This window comes from Virgibacillus halotolerans, assembly GCF_016908515.1.
Classification (GTDB): Bacteria; Bacillota; Bacilli; order Bacillales; family Amphibacillaceae; genus Virgibacillus_M; species Virgibacillus_M halotolerans.
This window is the reverse complement of record NZ_JAFBEA010000002.1, coordinates 267,604-281,341: the sequence shown is the minus strand read 5'-3', so window position 1 is coordinate 281,341 and position 13,738 is coordinate 267,604. Positions and strand designations below refer to the sequence as shown.

The 13,738-nt window shown below is 38.4% G+C and carries 13 protein-coding genes; all 13 read right to left on the bottom strand.

Going from position 1 to position 13,738, the window contains the following annotated elements:
* Window positions 1-10: 10 nt before the first annotated feature.
* Window positions 11-1,201 (bottom strand): dipeptidase, encoded by a 1,191-nt coding sequence (locus tag JOC34_RS07670; RefSeq protein WP_205136168.1) that lies wholly within the window; start codon window positions 1,199-1,201, stop codon window positions 11-13.
* A complete protein-coding gene (locus tag JOC34_RS07665) occupies window positions 1,198-2,478 on the bottom strand; it encodes a Rieske 2Fe-2S domain-containing protein (protein ID WP_205136167.1) in 1,281 nt (426 codons plus the stop codon). The genes JOC34_RS07670 and JOC34_RS07665 overlap by 4 nt, the downstream gene beginning before the upstream one ends.
* A gap of 68 nt (window positions 2,479-2,546) precedes the next feature.
* On the bottom strand, window positions 2,547-3,038 hold the full coding sequence (locus tag JOC34_RS07660) for a flavin reductase family protein (RefSeq protein WP_205136166.1): 492 nt from the start codon (window positions 3,036-3,038) through the stop codon (window positions 2,547-2,549).
* Window positions 3,039-3,095: 57 nt separating this feature from the next.
* Entirely contained in the window at window positions 3,096-4,961 is a 1,866-nt protein-coding gene (locus JOC34_RS07655) for a XylR N-terminal domain-containing protein (RefSeq protein ID WP_205136165.1), read from the bottom strand.
* A 35-nt stretch (window positions 4,962-4,996) separates the two neighbouring features.
* Window positions 4,997-5,296, bottom strand: coding sequence for a hypothetical protein (locus JOC34_RS07650; RefSeq protein ID WP_205136164.1), 300 nt, complete (start codon window positions 5,294-5,296; stop codon window positions 4,997-4,999).
* Window positions 5,297-5,480: 184 nt separating this feature from the next.
* Window positions 5,481-6,560: an LLM class flavin-dependent oxidoreductase gene (locus tag JOC34_RS07645; protein WP_205136163.1), complete on the bottom strand. Its 1,080-nt coding sequence runs from the start codon at window positions 6,558-6,560 to the stop codon at window positions 5,481-5,483.
* A 471-nt stretch (window positions 6,561-7,031) separates the two neighbouring features.
* The gene (locus tag JOC34_RS07640) at window positions 7,032-8,015 is read right to left on the bottom strand and encodes a catechol 2,3-dioxygenase (protein WP_205136162.1); all 984 of its coding nucleotides are present in this window, start codon (window positions 8,013-8,015) and stop codon (window positions 7,032-7,034) included.
* 272 nt (window positions 8,016-8,287) lie between these two features.
* Window positions 8,288-9,631 carry an MFS transporter gene (locus JOC34_RS07635; protein ID WP_205136161.1) on the bottom strand — a complete coding sequence of 448 codons (1,344 nt, stop codon included), beginning with the start codon at window positions 9,629-9,631 and terminating at the stop codon, window positions 8,288-8,290.
* A 313-nt stretch (window positions 9,632-9,944) separates the two neighbouring features.
* Window positions 9,945-10,136 (bottom strand): 4-oxalocrotonate tautomerase, encoded by a 192-nt coding sequence (locus JOC34_RS07630; RefSeq protein ID WP_205136160.1) that lies wholly within the window; start codon window positions 10,134-10,136, stop codon window positions 9,945-9,947.
* 26 nt (window positions 10,137-10,162) lie between these two features.
* Window positions 10,163-10,951: a 2-keto-4-pentenoate hydratase gene (locus JOC34_RS07625; RefSeq protein ID WP_205136159.1), complete on the bottom strand. Its 789-nt coding sequence runs from the start codon at window positions 10,949-10,951 to the stop codon at window positions 10,163-10,165.
* 37 nt (window positions 10,952-10,988) lie between these two features.
* Window positions 10,989-12,011, bottom strand: coding sequence for a 4-hydroxy-2-oxovalerate aldolase (gene dmpG, locus JOC34_RS07620; RefSeq protein ID WP_205136158.1), 1,023 nt, complete (start codon window positions 12,009-12,011; stop codon window positions 10,989-10,991).
* A 21-nt stretch (window positions 12,012-12,032) separates the two neighbouring features.
* A complete protein-coding gene (locus JOC34_RS07615; protein WP_205136157.1) occupies window positions 12,033-12,917 on the bottom strand; it encodes an acetaldehyde dehydrogenase (acetylating) in 885 nt (294 codons plus the stop codon).
* 23 nt (window positions 12,918-12,940) lie between these two features.
* Entirely contained in the window at window positions 12,941-13,735 is a 795-nt protein-coding gene (locus JOC34_RS07610) for a 2-keto-4-pentenoate hydratase (RefSeq protein WP_205136156.1), read from the bottom strand.
* Between the last annotated feature and the right edge of the window lie 3 nt (window positions 13,736-13,738).

The following is a 13,738-nucleotide window of genomic DNA, read 5'->3' as shown; positions in this document are numbered from 1 at the left end:
CGCTATCCTACTATTTAAGAATATTTTTTATTACACGCATCACATTTTGACCAGCTGCTTTTTCAATCTCTATTTCTTTATATTCATGCTTCACAAGCCATCTAACCATATTTTTCATTGCTTCTGAAGGATTTTCCGCTCCTTGCACATATTTCGCTTCCTTAACCATCTCGCCTTTATGTGATGCTGAAATACCTAATCGATCATCAAATGCATGTTGCAGAGCAACATGGTCACCAAAAAATGTATCAGGACCAAAGCCTACATGATCTATTCCAACAAGACTGGCTATATATTCAAAGTGCTCCATTACTGATTCGATTGAATGAACAGGGCGCTCATGCGTTACCGTCGTATTTGGAGCTGCGCAAATACCGATTACTCCTCCCTTTTCAGCACACGATTGAAGCACTTTATCTGATTTCATCCGTGCTGTATTCCATAAGGATTTAGCTCCTGCATGTGTGATTAAGACCGGCATTTCGCTATAATGAATGACATCAAGGCTTGTGCTTTCATTACAATGGGAAATATCGATAATCATTCCTAGGTGATTCATTCGTTCTATAACACGACGTCCAAAATTAGTTAATCCCCCGTTATTTTCAATTAAACCAGCACCTAATGTATTCGCTTCGTTATACGTGATCCCCATACATCGAATCCCAAGTCCGTAAAGTATATCAACCCTGTCCACTTCATTTTCTAATACATTTGCAGCCTCAAGAGAAGGAAGCAGCGCCGTTTGCTTGTTCTTTTTGGCGCTTGTTAAATCTTTATATGTTTTAGCAATGTACACACTTTCTTGGTGGGCAATATCTGCATATCGCATCCCTAATAAATAAATCACTTCATCCCATTTCAGACCATTTTTTGAAGTGGTAATAGCTATCCCGTCCATAAAGTTTTCAAATATAACATCGATACCCGATTTAGCTATTCCTTCATAATGAAAAGAAGTATGCAAGTCCTGGCAATAAGGAATGATATCCTCAAAATGTTTAGGGACAATAAATCCATGATCACGCATAGATACAATCATTTTTTCTGATAATATAGTTGATACTTCTTCTTCATCTTCTTCATTAAGTTTAGTTATATAAGAATGATTTAAATCATCTGATAATTCATACAACCTATAGTCAATACCTGCTTTCAAATAACCGAAGGAGCGATAATCATCATAATATTTTTCATTCAACTTTTTACTTCCTTCTTTTTCTCAAATCGTTCTTTTAATGGAAATGCTTCTTGCCATGTTTTTTGATTATCATCATACAAGCCTTCACTCAACAGTGTCCTTAAAGACGCATTTTCTAATTGCATAGGTTCTTGATCTTTTTGAAATGCTTTTACCTGTCTAAGTAGCAAACGGCGCATTTGAATAACTGGTAGATCACTTGTACCCAGTCTTTCTATAGATCGATCAACAATTGGACCCATTGTCTCAGTTGCTGCGTGATCTTGGTTTGCTATTCCACGAATACCCGTAAAGTTCCCTTCTTTCTGTAACAAACGGTCCTGGTCATATTCGTTCTCTAGATTTTTGTATTTTCGTAAATCTTCATCCAATGTTAGTCCACGACGATCATGCTGCGCTTGAACATCAATCTCCCTATCATGTGAAAATTGCACATCCCAGACCCATGTGCTATTATCATCGCGCGGAATAAACGCATGCCACATTCCATCTTCACCAGCAAATCTAGGTGGATAGGTATAAAAAGGGAAAATGTAATGGATTTCCATGAAGGCATTTTCCGTCTCATTCCCAATTCCTACGGCAACACAACGTTTCCCATAGTTTGTATCTTGCACAGCTTGTTTAACAGGTGGATTTTTTACTAGTGGGTGATCTGGATCGATCCCCAAATCACTACTTAATACACCTTCGGAAGTTAGTTCCTGTTCACCATGTGCCCTATGCAGAAATGCCGCGTGGACAAAGTCTAGATCGTTCTCCATAGCTTGTGCATAATTACATTCCTGCCAAACACGCTCAATCAACTTATTCTCTCTGGATAACCCTAACCAATGAAAATCAGGTAAAGGTGGTTCCGCTTCGGCTGGTCCCATATAAGTCCATATCACACCACCGGCTTCCTGAATTGGATAGTTTTTTAATTTAATAGACTTCCTGAATTTACCATCCTCTTCCTCGGAAGGGATTTCAACACAGTCACCATTTGTATCAAATTTCCACCCATGATACATACAACGAAGTCCACATCCATCATTAATACCGTAATAAAGGGATGTGCCCCTATGAGGACAGCGTTCATCTACGAGACCAACATCACCTTTTGTATCCCGAAAAGCCACCAAATCTTCACCTAAAAGTCGTATTCGTTGTGGTTTACCGTCCGCTATTAATTCTTCGGAATTTGCAACTGGAATCCAATATCTTCGAAATAAGTCTCCCATAGGTGTTCCTGAATCAGTTTGTGTCAGCAATTGATTATCTGCTTTTGATAACATTTTACTTCCTCCTATTACTATTTTAATAATTATTTTTCTAATTTAGATAACCCTTTAAGCCCAGATTATTATTTCGCTGCTATCGTAATATCCTCAAAAATCGATCCGAATTTCCCCCGAAAAAACAACAATGGCTTCTTCTCATTGTTATAAGAGACATTTTGGACATAACCAGTAATGATATAATGATCTCCGCCTTCTAAAATATCGTAAACTGTACATTCAATCGTCGCCATATTATTTTCTAAAACCGGCACACCAGTTTCAGATAAATAGTAAGATGCGCGTTCAAACTTATTTCCTCCTTTTTTAGCGAAACCACTACAAGCCTCTTCCTGTTCCTCTTGTAAAATGTTCACGGCAAAAGGATGATCACGAGAAAATGCTCTCATGCTTGTTGATTTTTTATCGATACACACTAGAATTAAGGGTGGGTCAACCGACAAGGAAGAAAACGAATTCGCGGTCATGCCAATAAGTTCTTCTCCTTTCGATGTTGTAATCACAGTTACACCTGTTGCAAAGTTACCCATCGTATTTCTAAATTCTTTTGGATTCATTTTTATCCTCCTATACAATTTTTGATTATAACTTCCTGACAATATAATCCGTAAATTTTATTTGGAGGTTATTCCACCAAATAAGAATAAAACTTGTAATGAAAGTTGTATCTCAAATCTACTATTGGAATTAGTTAATGTTAGGTCCAACAACTCTTCTATTTTCTGGATCCGGTACCTCATACCACTTATAGATACGTGCATTAACCTTGCAGTTTTATGGAGATTAAATTCATTTTGCGAATAACTAAATAAAGTCTGCAATAATGCTGAATTCTTCCTTTCATCATATTCTATTAGTGAAGCCAATTCCCTTTCAGCAAACGCTTTCAATTCATTTGGATCACGTGCATTCAATAACAATGTAAGATGACCTAATTCGCTTGACAGTATCACAGTGGATGTTTTGCCCTTCATTTTTGCAAGCTCTACCGCCTTTTTAGCTTCTTTTGCTTGCCTACTAAAATGATATACATTCTGTGTTTCTTCACTAATTCCTACATATATATGCTGTTTACCAATGTGCTTTAGAATTTGTTCTCCGTACTTCTTTACCGTTATCTGTTTATCTTCAATAAGACTTTTGGCGACAATAACCTGTATATAATTTGCACCCGAAGTAAAAAGAAGTGATCGGCTACCATAAACTTCCATATCACGTTTAAAAACTGCTGTGAATTTTTCACGGATTTTCAGATAATCTTTGTGATCCCGATTATCTATTTCTATATGAAAGATATAATAAGTATTTTTCAAATCGTAACCAAGTAAACTCAAACGGTTATTAACTTCGTATTCATCTATATCCCCTTCGTTCAATAATTGCTTAGCCAAATCTCCCCTTAACCTTTCCTCCGTTTCAATCGCAATTCGTTTGTTTTTCAAATATATTGCAGCTATTGTAGCTACTCTCTCTAATAAGTCGAAACTGAAGTCATCATTTCCATTCTTATCCACTATCGTTATAAACCCTAAAATATTTTGCCCAGCAATAATAGGTACAGATAGTAACCTAAATGTTTTTTCTTTTAATTCAGTAATAAGCCTTCTATTACTTCCAACCATCTCGTCTACCTGATTTACTGCATGTTTTGCAGTGACTTCATGAGCGATTCCAGGTATCTCACCACATCTCGCAAACGCTTCAAATTGCCTATTTTCAATTACAATCGGGCAATGAACACTTTGCCAGAGAATGTCGGCAAATGTTTTTAATCCTTTCCCTTCAAGCATAGCATCCGTCAACTGACGGCTTAATATGTTGGCAACTTTCAATTTCTCTCTTTGTTGTTCTACATATTGATACATTTGATCCCGTTCATCTGCCATATCAATATCCTTGTAATATATCAAATCATCGGAAATATCATTCCCCCATGATTCTAGAGTCTTTCCTTCATAAGAACAGTGATTGTCGCCCTTCCCCTTACATTGTGTTTCCTTGAAAATAATTGTCTTCCCCATGCACTCACTTGTATAACCACCTGCATAACCAACGAGATAAAAACAAATAGGTTCATGATAATGGGAAAAATGATGAAGATGTTGTTCTGCTTCATAAGAATCAATCCAGTAACCATCGACATCAAATTCCCCATTTTCCATATCTGCATGAAATGTTTCTGGGTAGGACAGGGTCCGTCCGTTGAGGTAATGCATTTTTGATCCTGCAATCAACCATTCATACTTATCTTTCCAGCGTATTGAGTCTTTTAACATTCTTGCTTCACGTTTGCCATTATTCCAACCACTACGAATTAAGAACCTTTTAGCACGCTCAATTCCAAGGGCATTAATTAAATCCTTTCTCGAATCGCCCCATGCATCCAAACTGGAAATGGACATATGGTGGCTTTTTAAAAGCATTTTAGATTGCTGTGATACTTCTAGCAAGTCATTTAAGGATAGTTCACTAGCTTTCATCACATAGATTCACCTCATTATTCAGTTTACCTAATTTAGCACTCGTTAACAAAATAATGAAGACTTTTTTTCACGCCGCCCTTTCCGAACTGAATATAAGTTTTTCCTTTACTGACATGTAAATTTGCATGTAAGAGAAAACTTATAATTGCTTTGCGCCGTACAATAATATTTTCCAAGCCGTAATCGAAAAACCACTGGTCAATTACATTGAAAATACCCTGATTAACTGAGTATTCTTCAATACACCAATCTATAAATTTCCTATCTGGCAAATGGATGAACCTTTCAAATGGAAATAACGATGAATGCATTGGTAAATCATCAATGACCATTTTTTACATCCTCTCTTTATTTGCTCCAACAGCCGCTAATTAAACTGCTTTTATATTTCATAATTTATATAAGAGATATATTTTAAAAGAAAGGAGATTTAAAGAAATAATCATTTCTTTAATCACCGGCTCCCTCTATATTTTTGTGTAATTTATCAAATACCAATCAATAGAATTTTAACGATTACACAGTGGTTGCCTTAACTTTATTTTCTTTTTGAAAATGGGGCATAATTTGTTGACTGAAAAGATCCTGTGTGCGAATGGTTTTCCAATGCTCCATTCCAGCATAGGTACAAAGCATTGATATTTCCGATATATCAGGACATGCTTCAATAACCTTCGCAACTCTCTCTTTGATTTCCTCTGGTGATCCAACCCATACATAGTCATCATCTAATAGTTTTTGATATGGAATTTCTGCAGTAGCTTCCAAAGCCCCACTAGCGTAAAATCCAAAGTCCTTTTCCAATAGTACCTCTTTTGGTGGAAGCTCTTTCGTAGGCGCCACATTTCCCTTCAAAAATTGTCTGATATACGGTTCGGCTTCTTTTCTTGCTTTATCCCCGTTTTCATCTAAATAGAGGGCTTGAACAAAAACAATATCTGGCGTATTTCCATTCTTTTCACAAGATTCTCTATAAATATCCAGCTGTGGTAAAACTTTTTCAAGGGGAAGCATTGGTGTAATCAGTACACCCCAACCTTTTTTTCCTGCCAATTCATAATTATGGTTGCTTGCCCCACCAGTAAGTATCCTTGGTTTTTTGGTTGGTCTCGGTACGACTTTTACATTTTCAACGTCATAATATTTACCATGGTACGAGAATGTATCTTCTGAAAATGCTTTCTCGAGGATTTCTAACGATTCTGTAAAACGCCCTCTTGATTCCTCTAATGGAATGGAAGCTTTTGGGAATACCCAAGCATGACCACGACCTACTGCAAATTCAAATCGTCCACCTGTTAAGATATCTGTTGCCCCTACCTGACCTGCAAATACCATTGGATTATGCAGTGGGAGAACATGGGAACAGGTTCTAAATCGAATATTCTTTGTTCGTTGTGCCGCAGCCGCAAAAAATGCCATTGGATTTGCGGAAATAGAAAATTCCTCGAACCAATGATGTTCTAAAGTGTTAAATGTTGTAAATCCTCGTTTATCTGCATGCTCTATTTGTTCCAATATTTCCCGGTATACTTGCTCATGTGACTTTTTATTTTGTTCCGGATTTTGAAATTCTACATAAATACCAAATCTCATTATCATTACCTCCAAATTTTTTTGAGCTATAAAGCAACGCAGATAGCGCTTTCATAACAATGTAACTGGCTGCTTCTAAGCTCTATGATTATAATTATATATATAGGTGAATCTTATAACAATCTACTTTTGAGTCTAAGTAAATGAAAAATTAGACCTATTCGTACAGTTTGTTTGAAGACGATTTGATTAAAACGCTAAAATATAACCTTCATCTCTCTTTCGCCTGCATTATAATATGAAATAAAATTACTTCATTTTATTAATTTTCTTTTGAATTGGCACATCTTACATAATAAGGTTAGAATTTAAATCTTTAATTGCTTAAAAAAATAGTCCCTTACTTCATTACGCCCTTATAAGTAACACAAAATAAAAGGAAGACAGTCCCCCCCTTCAAGTGGATAACTGCCTTCCTTTTATTTAAATTCCTGCATGTGTAACCTATGAAACATACACCCGCTACAATATCTATCCCACTACTGGGGCTTTTACATTTGGTGTGCCATATTTAAAGTACGAATCCGGTAGTGGTGCACCATAGAAAATAATCGCCTGTTCCACTTCCTCTTCTGTCCATCTTACTGGCTTCCAATCCGGGTCGAAGATAAGATATCCAGAATCACCGAATAATTCTACGCGGTTACCGCCCGGTTCAATGGCATATAGACATTTCGCTTGGGATACACCATGCTTTAAAGGACCTGCCTCAATTTCAATACCGTTTTCCGTAAACAGTTCAGACAAATCATCCAAGTGTTGCGGGTATCCGTACCAGAAGGCAACATGGTGCAGTCTTCCTAATCCCTTTTCAGAAGTTCCTTGGTCACCCATCAATGCCAGTTCATGGACTAACGGACTAACACTTAACCATGCGCCAATTTCAGATCCATCATTCTTGACCACATGTTCCCTTAAATTAAATCCAAGCTCATCCATCATATAGTTTCTATTCAACGTAACATCACTGGACAACAAATTAACATGATCAAGACGACGAACCGGAACGCCTTTATTCGGGCGTTTTTGCGGACGGTTTTTCAATAATGTTATTTCGCTTTCTGGTGCCTGATAATATTCCACATCCCACAGTATTTCCATGGCATGATTATCAGGCGTTGTAAATTGGTATGCTGCCCCATGTCCAAGATCGCCATCTATCCAGCCTTTCCCTGCACCTGATTTCTCCAGATCCTTTACTCGTCGTTCCAATGCATTCTTTGAACTTGCCCTCCAACTTACATGTCCTAGGCCTGGTTCATTTCTTTCCGTTACTTTCAATGAATGATGATAAAAGTCTTCATAGGAACGAAGATAAACCGATTGCCCTTCTCTCTCTACTTCTGTCATGCCTAATAATTCTTTAAAAAACCATAGTGTTTTATCTGGAACCGGTGTGAAGATTTCCACATGGGCTAACTGCGCAACATCAAATCTTTTTAATTCATTTTCCATTTGTAATTCCCCCCGTTTTTTAATCCCCCACCGTTAGCGCTTTCATACTTACGAAAGCTGAATGGTTTATAATCCTAATTATATATTGATTTATCTAAAAACAAAGATACTAATTCCGCTATACGCAACATTTAGCATTTATTTTTTACATGTTGACCTGTCACTATCCTAAAACCCCTTGCATTTAGTGCCGGGGGTGGAATGAAAAAGACGCTGAATTCGCAAAAGAACTTTTACGGAATCAGCGTCTCATTGAAGGTAGTCAAACTTTTTTAATTAGCAACCTTTTTCAGTTTCTGGTCGTCCTCTATTACTTTTCGACCTTGTTGATTGGCTAAGAATACAGCAAATGCCGCAATGACTCCTGGTATGGCAAATACTAAAAAGTTTAGCTGTAAAGTTAAATGTGAAGCAAGTAAAATACCGCCAATAACCGGCCCAAGGATTCCTCCAATCCGTCCAACTGCTAATGCCCATCCTAATGCTGTTGATCTTATTGTGATTGGATAGAATTGGGAAGTATAGGAGTGTGCAAGATTTTGCGTCCCTACGGTAGCTGCCCCTGCGATTGCTACCATTACATACAATAGAATCATATTTGTTGCATATCCCAAACTTGTAATCGAAATGGTGGCAATCAAAAAGAACAAGATAAGGGATCTACCAACGCCCCAACGGTCTGCTACCCATCCCATTAGAATGGCACCGATTGTTGCTCCCACATTTAGCGCTAAAAGGAAACTTAAACTTGATCCAAGTGGGAATCCAGCTTCGGTCATGAGTTTAGGCAGCCAAGTATTCAATCCATAGATCATCAATAGTGACATAAAGTATGTTAACCAGATCATCACCGTTAAAAGTCCTCTTTTTCCAGTAAATAAATTGCTAACTGGAGAAGAAGTTTCTTTGGGCTTATTTAACACAAATATTTCATTTTCAGAAGGTTTATAAGTTGGATTAACCTTCACAAGGATTTTTTGTATCCCTTTATAATCATTTATATCAACCAACGTTCCAACTGAGTCTGGTAATGCTTTCGCTAAGAAAGGCAAGAACAATAATGGAATGGCACCAAAGAAGAATACGGACTCCCAACCAAAATTAGAGATAAGAATCATACCTAGAAAGGCTGCGATAACACCTCCGATGGAATATCCAGCCATAATCGTAGCGATCATACGACTGCGCATTCCTTCTGGAGAATACTCGCTAATCAACCCAATGACATTTGGCATCATGCCACCTAATCCTAAACCAGTAAGGAAACGGAATAGCCCAAACACTTCTGGACTTGGGGATAATCCAGTTAGAAGCATAAATAAACTGAAGAAAAAAGCGCAGATTAAGATAATCTTTTTTCTGCCTAATTTATCTGCCAAAGTACCAAATATTAATGCTCCAAACATCATTCCAAATAGGGCATAACTTCCATATCTCCCTGCCTGAACAGCAGAAATTCCCCATTCGTCCATTATAGTAGGAACAACTGCGCCATAGATGGTTAAATCAAAACCATCGAACAGCATTAAAACTGCACCCCAAAAAAGTAACATGCCATGGAATTTACTTATTTTTGTTTTTTCAATGATCGTTTCTGCATTTGTTGTTATCTGCATTGCTTTCCCCTCCCTTAACTCCATCTCCTAAATTAGTAACTATTAAACATATATCTTTTAACGGGAGAGTGGAAATGTTAGACGAAATAATCGTTTTGCCGAAAACAGCACCTTCAACAAATTCATAAGTATCTTATTTTTGCTCTCTGACTTCAGGGATGGATTTACAATGAAATCTGCATCCCAACCATCACTAAGTATAGCTAAACCAAAATCCATACACCTCTGAAAGTGCTAACGCAGATAACGTGGACAGGAACGTCCGCATTATCTGCGTTCAAAGATTAGTGCATAATTCTACTTCAAATCGGGTTTATCTACCCAATTCTTTTGCACTCTTCCCGCCAATACCCCAATGCGTTTTTGGCACTTCCGTAATAATAACGCGTACATTTTCTTTCGGAGCATCCAATGACTCACTAACCGTATTCGTTACATTTTTTATTAATGCATTAATTTTCTCTGGTGTCCTGCCTTCCATCATTTGAATATTAACTAGTGGCAAGTAATCCACCCCCTCCAAATTATTTCCTATTCTTTAACGAAAAACGACACATCACCTAAACCACCATATTTTGCATTGACAAAGTCACCTGGTGCCAATCGTACCGCTGCGGTAATACCACCCGATAAAATGGGCTGACCAGCTTTCACCTTTTCGCCTTTTTTACTTAGCATATTTGCTAGCCTAGCAATTGAATTGGCAGGATGCTCCAATACAGCAGCACCAGCACCTAATGATTCTACCTTACCATTAATGGACAAAGTAACACCTACTACATCCAACTCTAATGATTCAGGCCTTTTTAAATTTGTTCCAAATACCGCACCCGCTGCAGATGTATTATCTGCGATGACATCTGGCAATGTAAAATTAAAGTTCTCATAGCGGCTATCAATGATTTCGATGGCTGGAAAGACATATTCCGTTGCCCGTAGGACATCAAGTGCTGTAACATTTGGGCCTTCTAAGTCTCTATCCAATATAAATCCAATTTCAGGCTCAACCTTTGGATGGATATAATCGGATATTGAAATCGTGTCCCCTTCGTTGACAACCATATTGTCAAAGACATAGCCATATATTGGATCATCCACATCCATTTGCTTCATTTTGGCCTCGCTGGTAATCCCCATCTTTGGGCCAATTATTTTATAGCCTGCATCCAGCTTTTGCTGAACCAGCTCTTCCTGAACCAAATAGGCCTCTTCAATGGAGAGTTCCGGATAGCGTTCAGTTGTAATTTTTATAATTTCCTGTTTTTCCTTTTCTGCGTTGTGCACATAATCGGCAAGCTCTTTAATCAGATCTTTATCCATGTTCATCCTCCAAATATACGATGATTTATTTTATTCATTAAACAGACGATTTTTCTGCTTTAGAAAGCTCTGCAGCAACGTCAACAATCATATCTTCTTGACCACCAACAATCTCTCTTTTTCCTAGTTCTACTAATATATCACGGGAATCGACCGAGAATTTCTGTGCAGCCCGATTAGCATGTAATAGAAAACTGGAATAAACGCCCGCATAACCTAATGTTAAGCTGTCACGATTAACTTCCTGCGGTTTTTGCAAAATGGGTGCCACAATGTCTTCCGATATATCCATCATTTTGAATAGATCGATGCCTGTTTGAATACCCATTTTTTCCAGTACGGCAACCAATACTTCTGTCTGCGTATTTCCTGCGCCAGCACCTAAGCAACGAATACTGCCATCAATTCTTGTAGCCCCGGCTTCAATAGCTGCTAATGTATTTCCCATCGCAAGAGACAAGTTATTATGACCATGAAAGCCGACATTAATGGTTAATTCCTGTCTTAGTGCTTTGATTCTTTCTGTGACTTGATGTGGCAGTAGCGCACCAGCTGAATCGACAACGTAAACCGTGTCAGCACCATAACTCTCCATTAATTTAGCCTGTTCTACTATCTTCTCAGCCGGTGCCATATGACTCATCATTAAAAATCCGACGGTCTCCATTCCCAATTCTTTAGCAGTTTGAATATGCTGCTTAGAAATATCTGCTTCTGTGACATGGGTGGCAATTCGAGCCATCTTTGCACCGATTTTAGCTGCTTCTTTTAAATCCTCGATCACCCCTACTCCTGGAAGTAATAAGACAGCAATTTTTGAAAAGTCAGCTTCTGAAACAGCCGCTTCAATTAATTTCAGTTCATCCGTTTTTGATAGACCATATTGTAATGAAGAACCTCCCAGTCCATCACCATGGGTAACTTCAATATATGGAACACGTGCCTCATTTAGTGCGCTTGCAATCGCTGTGACTTGCTCAACTGTATACTGATGATTGATTGCGTGACTACCATCACGTAATGCAACTTCTGTAATTTTAATTTCATTTTGTTTAGACATATTTTTCCTCCTCTCTTAAACTCAATTTGCTGTTACATTGACACGATTTTTCGCAAACTCCTCCGCCACTTTGACAGCAGCAGAAGTCATGATATCGAGATTACCGGCATATTTCGGTAAATAATGACCCGCACCTTCGATTTCAAGAAATACCGTTATCTTATTTCCATCAAATATTGGTTCCGTACGTAATTTATATCCAGGCACATAGGATTCAACCTTCTCTACCATTTCCGAGATTGAATCGATAATCGCTTGTTCATCGACTGCCCCCTCTTCCACAATCGCATGAACCGTATCACGCATCATAATTGGTGGTTCAGCCGGATTTAAAATGATAATTGCTTTTCCTTTTTTCGCACCGCCTACCTGTTCAATCGCTTTTGCAGTTGTTTCGGTAAATTCATCAATGTTTGCCCGTGTTCCCGGTCCAGCGCTTTTACTGGCGATAGTGGCAACGATTTCTCCATATTCTACTGGTGCAACTTGATTAATCGCATGCACAATAGGAATCGTCGCCTGCCCACCACAGGTGATTAAATTAACATTCTCTGCTTCCAAGTGTTCACCCAAATTTACAGTCGGTGCAATAAACGGACCGATCGCTGCCGGCGTTAAATCTAACATTTGTTTGCCTAGCTGTTTCACTACATCTGCATTATGCAGATGTGCTTTCGCGCTTGTTGCATCGAAAACGATATCTACCAAGTCTGGCTGATCCACTAACCCATCCACACCGTTTTCAAATACATGGAGTCCTAACTTTTTCGCGTGCTGCATACCCCTTGACGTTGGATCAACGCCCATGACTGCCGTTAGTTCCAATAAATCCGATCGCGTCAATTTAACCATTAAGTCAGAGCCGATGTTTCCGGTTCCAATTATTCCAACCTTTACTTTACTCACCATCATCCCTCCATCTTTATCTATTATTCTGTGAAAGTAACGTGTACTTCACCAAGTTCAGCAAACTTTGCATAAAAATGGTCCCCCGGTTGAGCTTCTATCGCAGCAGACAACGCACCAGATAAAATGACCTCACCAGCCTTCAATGTAATATCATAGGTTGCCAGTTTATTCGCCAACCATGCGACACATTTTGCAGGGTCACCTAAAGCGGCTGCACCGACACCTGTGTTTTGTAATTGATTGTTTTTATAAAGTACCATCCCGAGTTGCTTGATTTCGATGTCCGTTATCTTTTTAGGATTTTCACCAAGTACATACAGTCCAGAGGAAGCATTATCTGCAACCGTATCGGCTAACGTAATCTTCCAATCTTTAATCCGACTATCTACAACTTCAAGTGCGGGTACTACAGCATCGGTTGCCTGTAACACGTCCAGTGCCGTCACATCCGGTCCAACTAAATCTTCTTTTAAGATAAAGGCGATTTCTCCCTCCACTTTGGGCTGTAAAACACGATGAAATGGAATTTTTCCATCGTTTTCGTATGCCATTCCATCCAGTAAATGCCCGTAATCAGGTTCACCAACACCGAGCATGTCTTGCATTGCCTTTGATGTTAAACCAATTTTTTTACCTGTGATTCGCTGACCACTTTTAACCTGTTGGTCAATCGTGTGTAATTGTACTGCATAGGCTTCATCAATCGTGAGATCAGGATCCAGCACAGTTAGTGGCTGAACCCCTACTCCCGTTTCCCAGGCGTTATTTAAATGTTTGACATGATTCTCTATTTTTGATACAGATTTTGTATTCATATA

Excerpts from the sequence above, each read along its gene's own strand:
- JOC34_RS07660 (WP_205136166.1), bottom strand. The coding sequence starts at position 3,038 with ATGAATCCAAAAGAATTTAGAAATACGATGGGTAACTTTGCAACAGGT.
- JOC34_RS07650 (WP_205136164.1), bottom strand. The coding sequence starts at position 5,296 with ATGGTCATTGATGATTTACCAATGCATTCATCGTTATTTCCATTTGAA.
- JOC34_RS07665 (WP_205136167.1), bottom strand. The coding sequence starts at position 2,478 with ATGTTATCAAAAGCAGATAATCAATTGCTGACACAAACTGATTCAGGA.
- JOC34_RS07625 (WP_205136159.1), bottom strand. The coding sequence starts at position 10,951 with ATGGATAAAGATCTGATTAAAGAGCTTGCCGATTATGTGCACAACGCA.
- JOC34_RS07645 (WP_205136163.1), bottom strand. The coding sequence starts at position 6,560 with ATGAGATTTGGTATTTATGTAGAATTTCAAAATCCGGAACAAAATAAA.
- JOC34_RS07640 (WP_205136162.1), bottom strand. The coding sequence starts at position 8,015 with ATGGAAAATGAATTAAAAAGATTTGATGTTGCGCAGTTAGCCCATGTG.
- JOC34_RS07635 (WP_205136161.1), bottom strand. The coding sequence starts at position 9,631 with ATGCAGATAACAACAAATGCAGAAACGATCATTGAAAAAACAAAAATA.
- JOC34_RS07610 (WP_205136156.1), bottom strand. The coding sequence starts at position 13,735 with ATGAATACAAAATCTGTATCAAAAATAGAGAATCATGTCAAACATTTA.
- dmpG (WP_205136158.1), bottom strand. The coding sequence starts at position 12,011 with ATGTCTAAACAAAATGAAATTAAAATTACAGAAGTTGCATTACGTGAT.
- JOC34_RS07655 (WP_205136165.1), bottom strand. The coding sequence starts at position 4,961 with ATGAAAGCTAGTGAACTATCCTTAAATGACTTGCTAGAAGTATCACAG.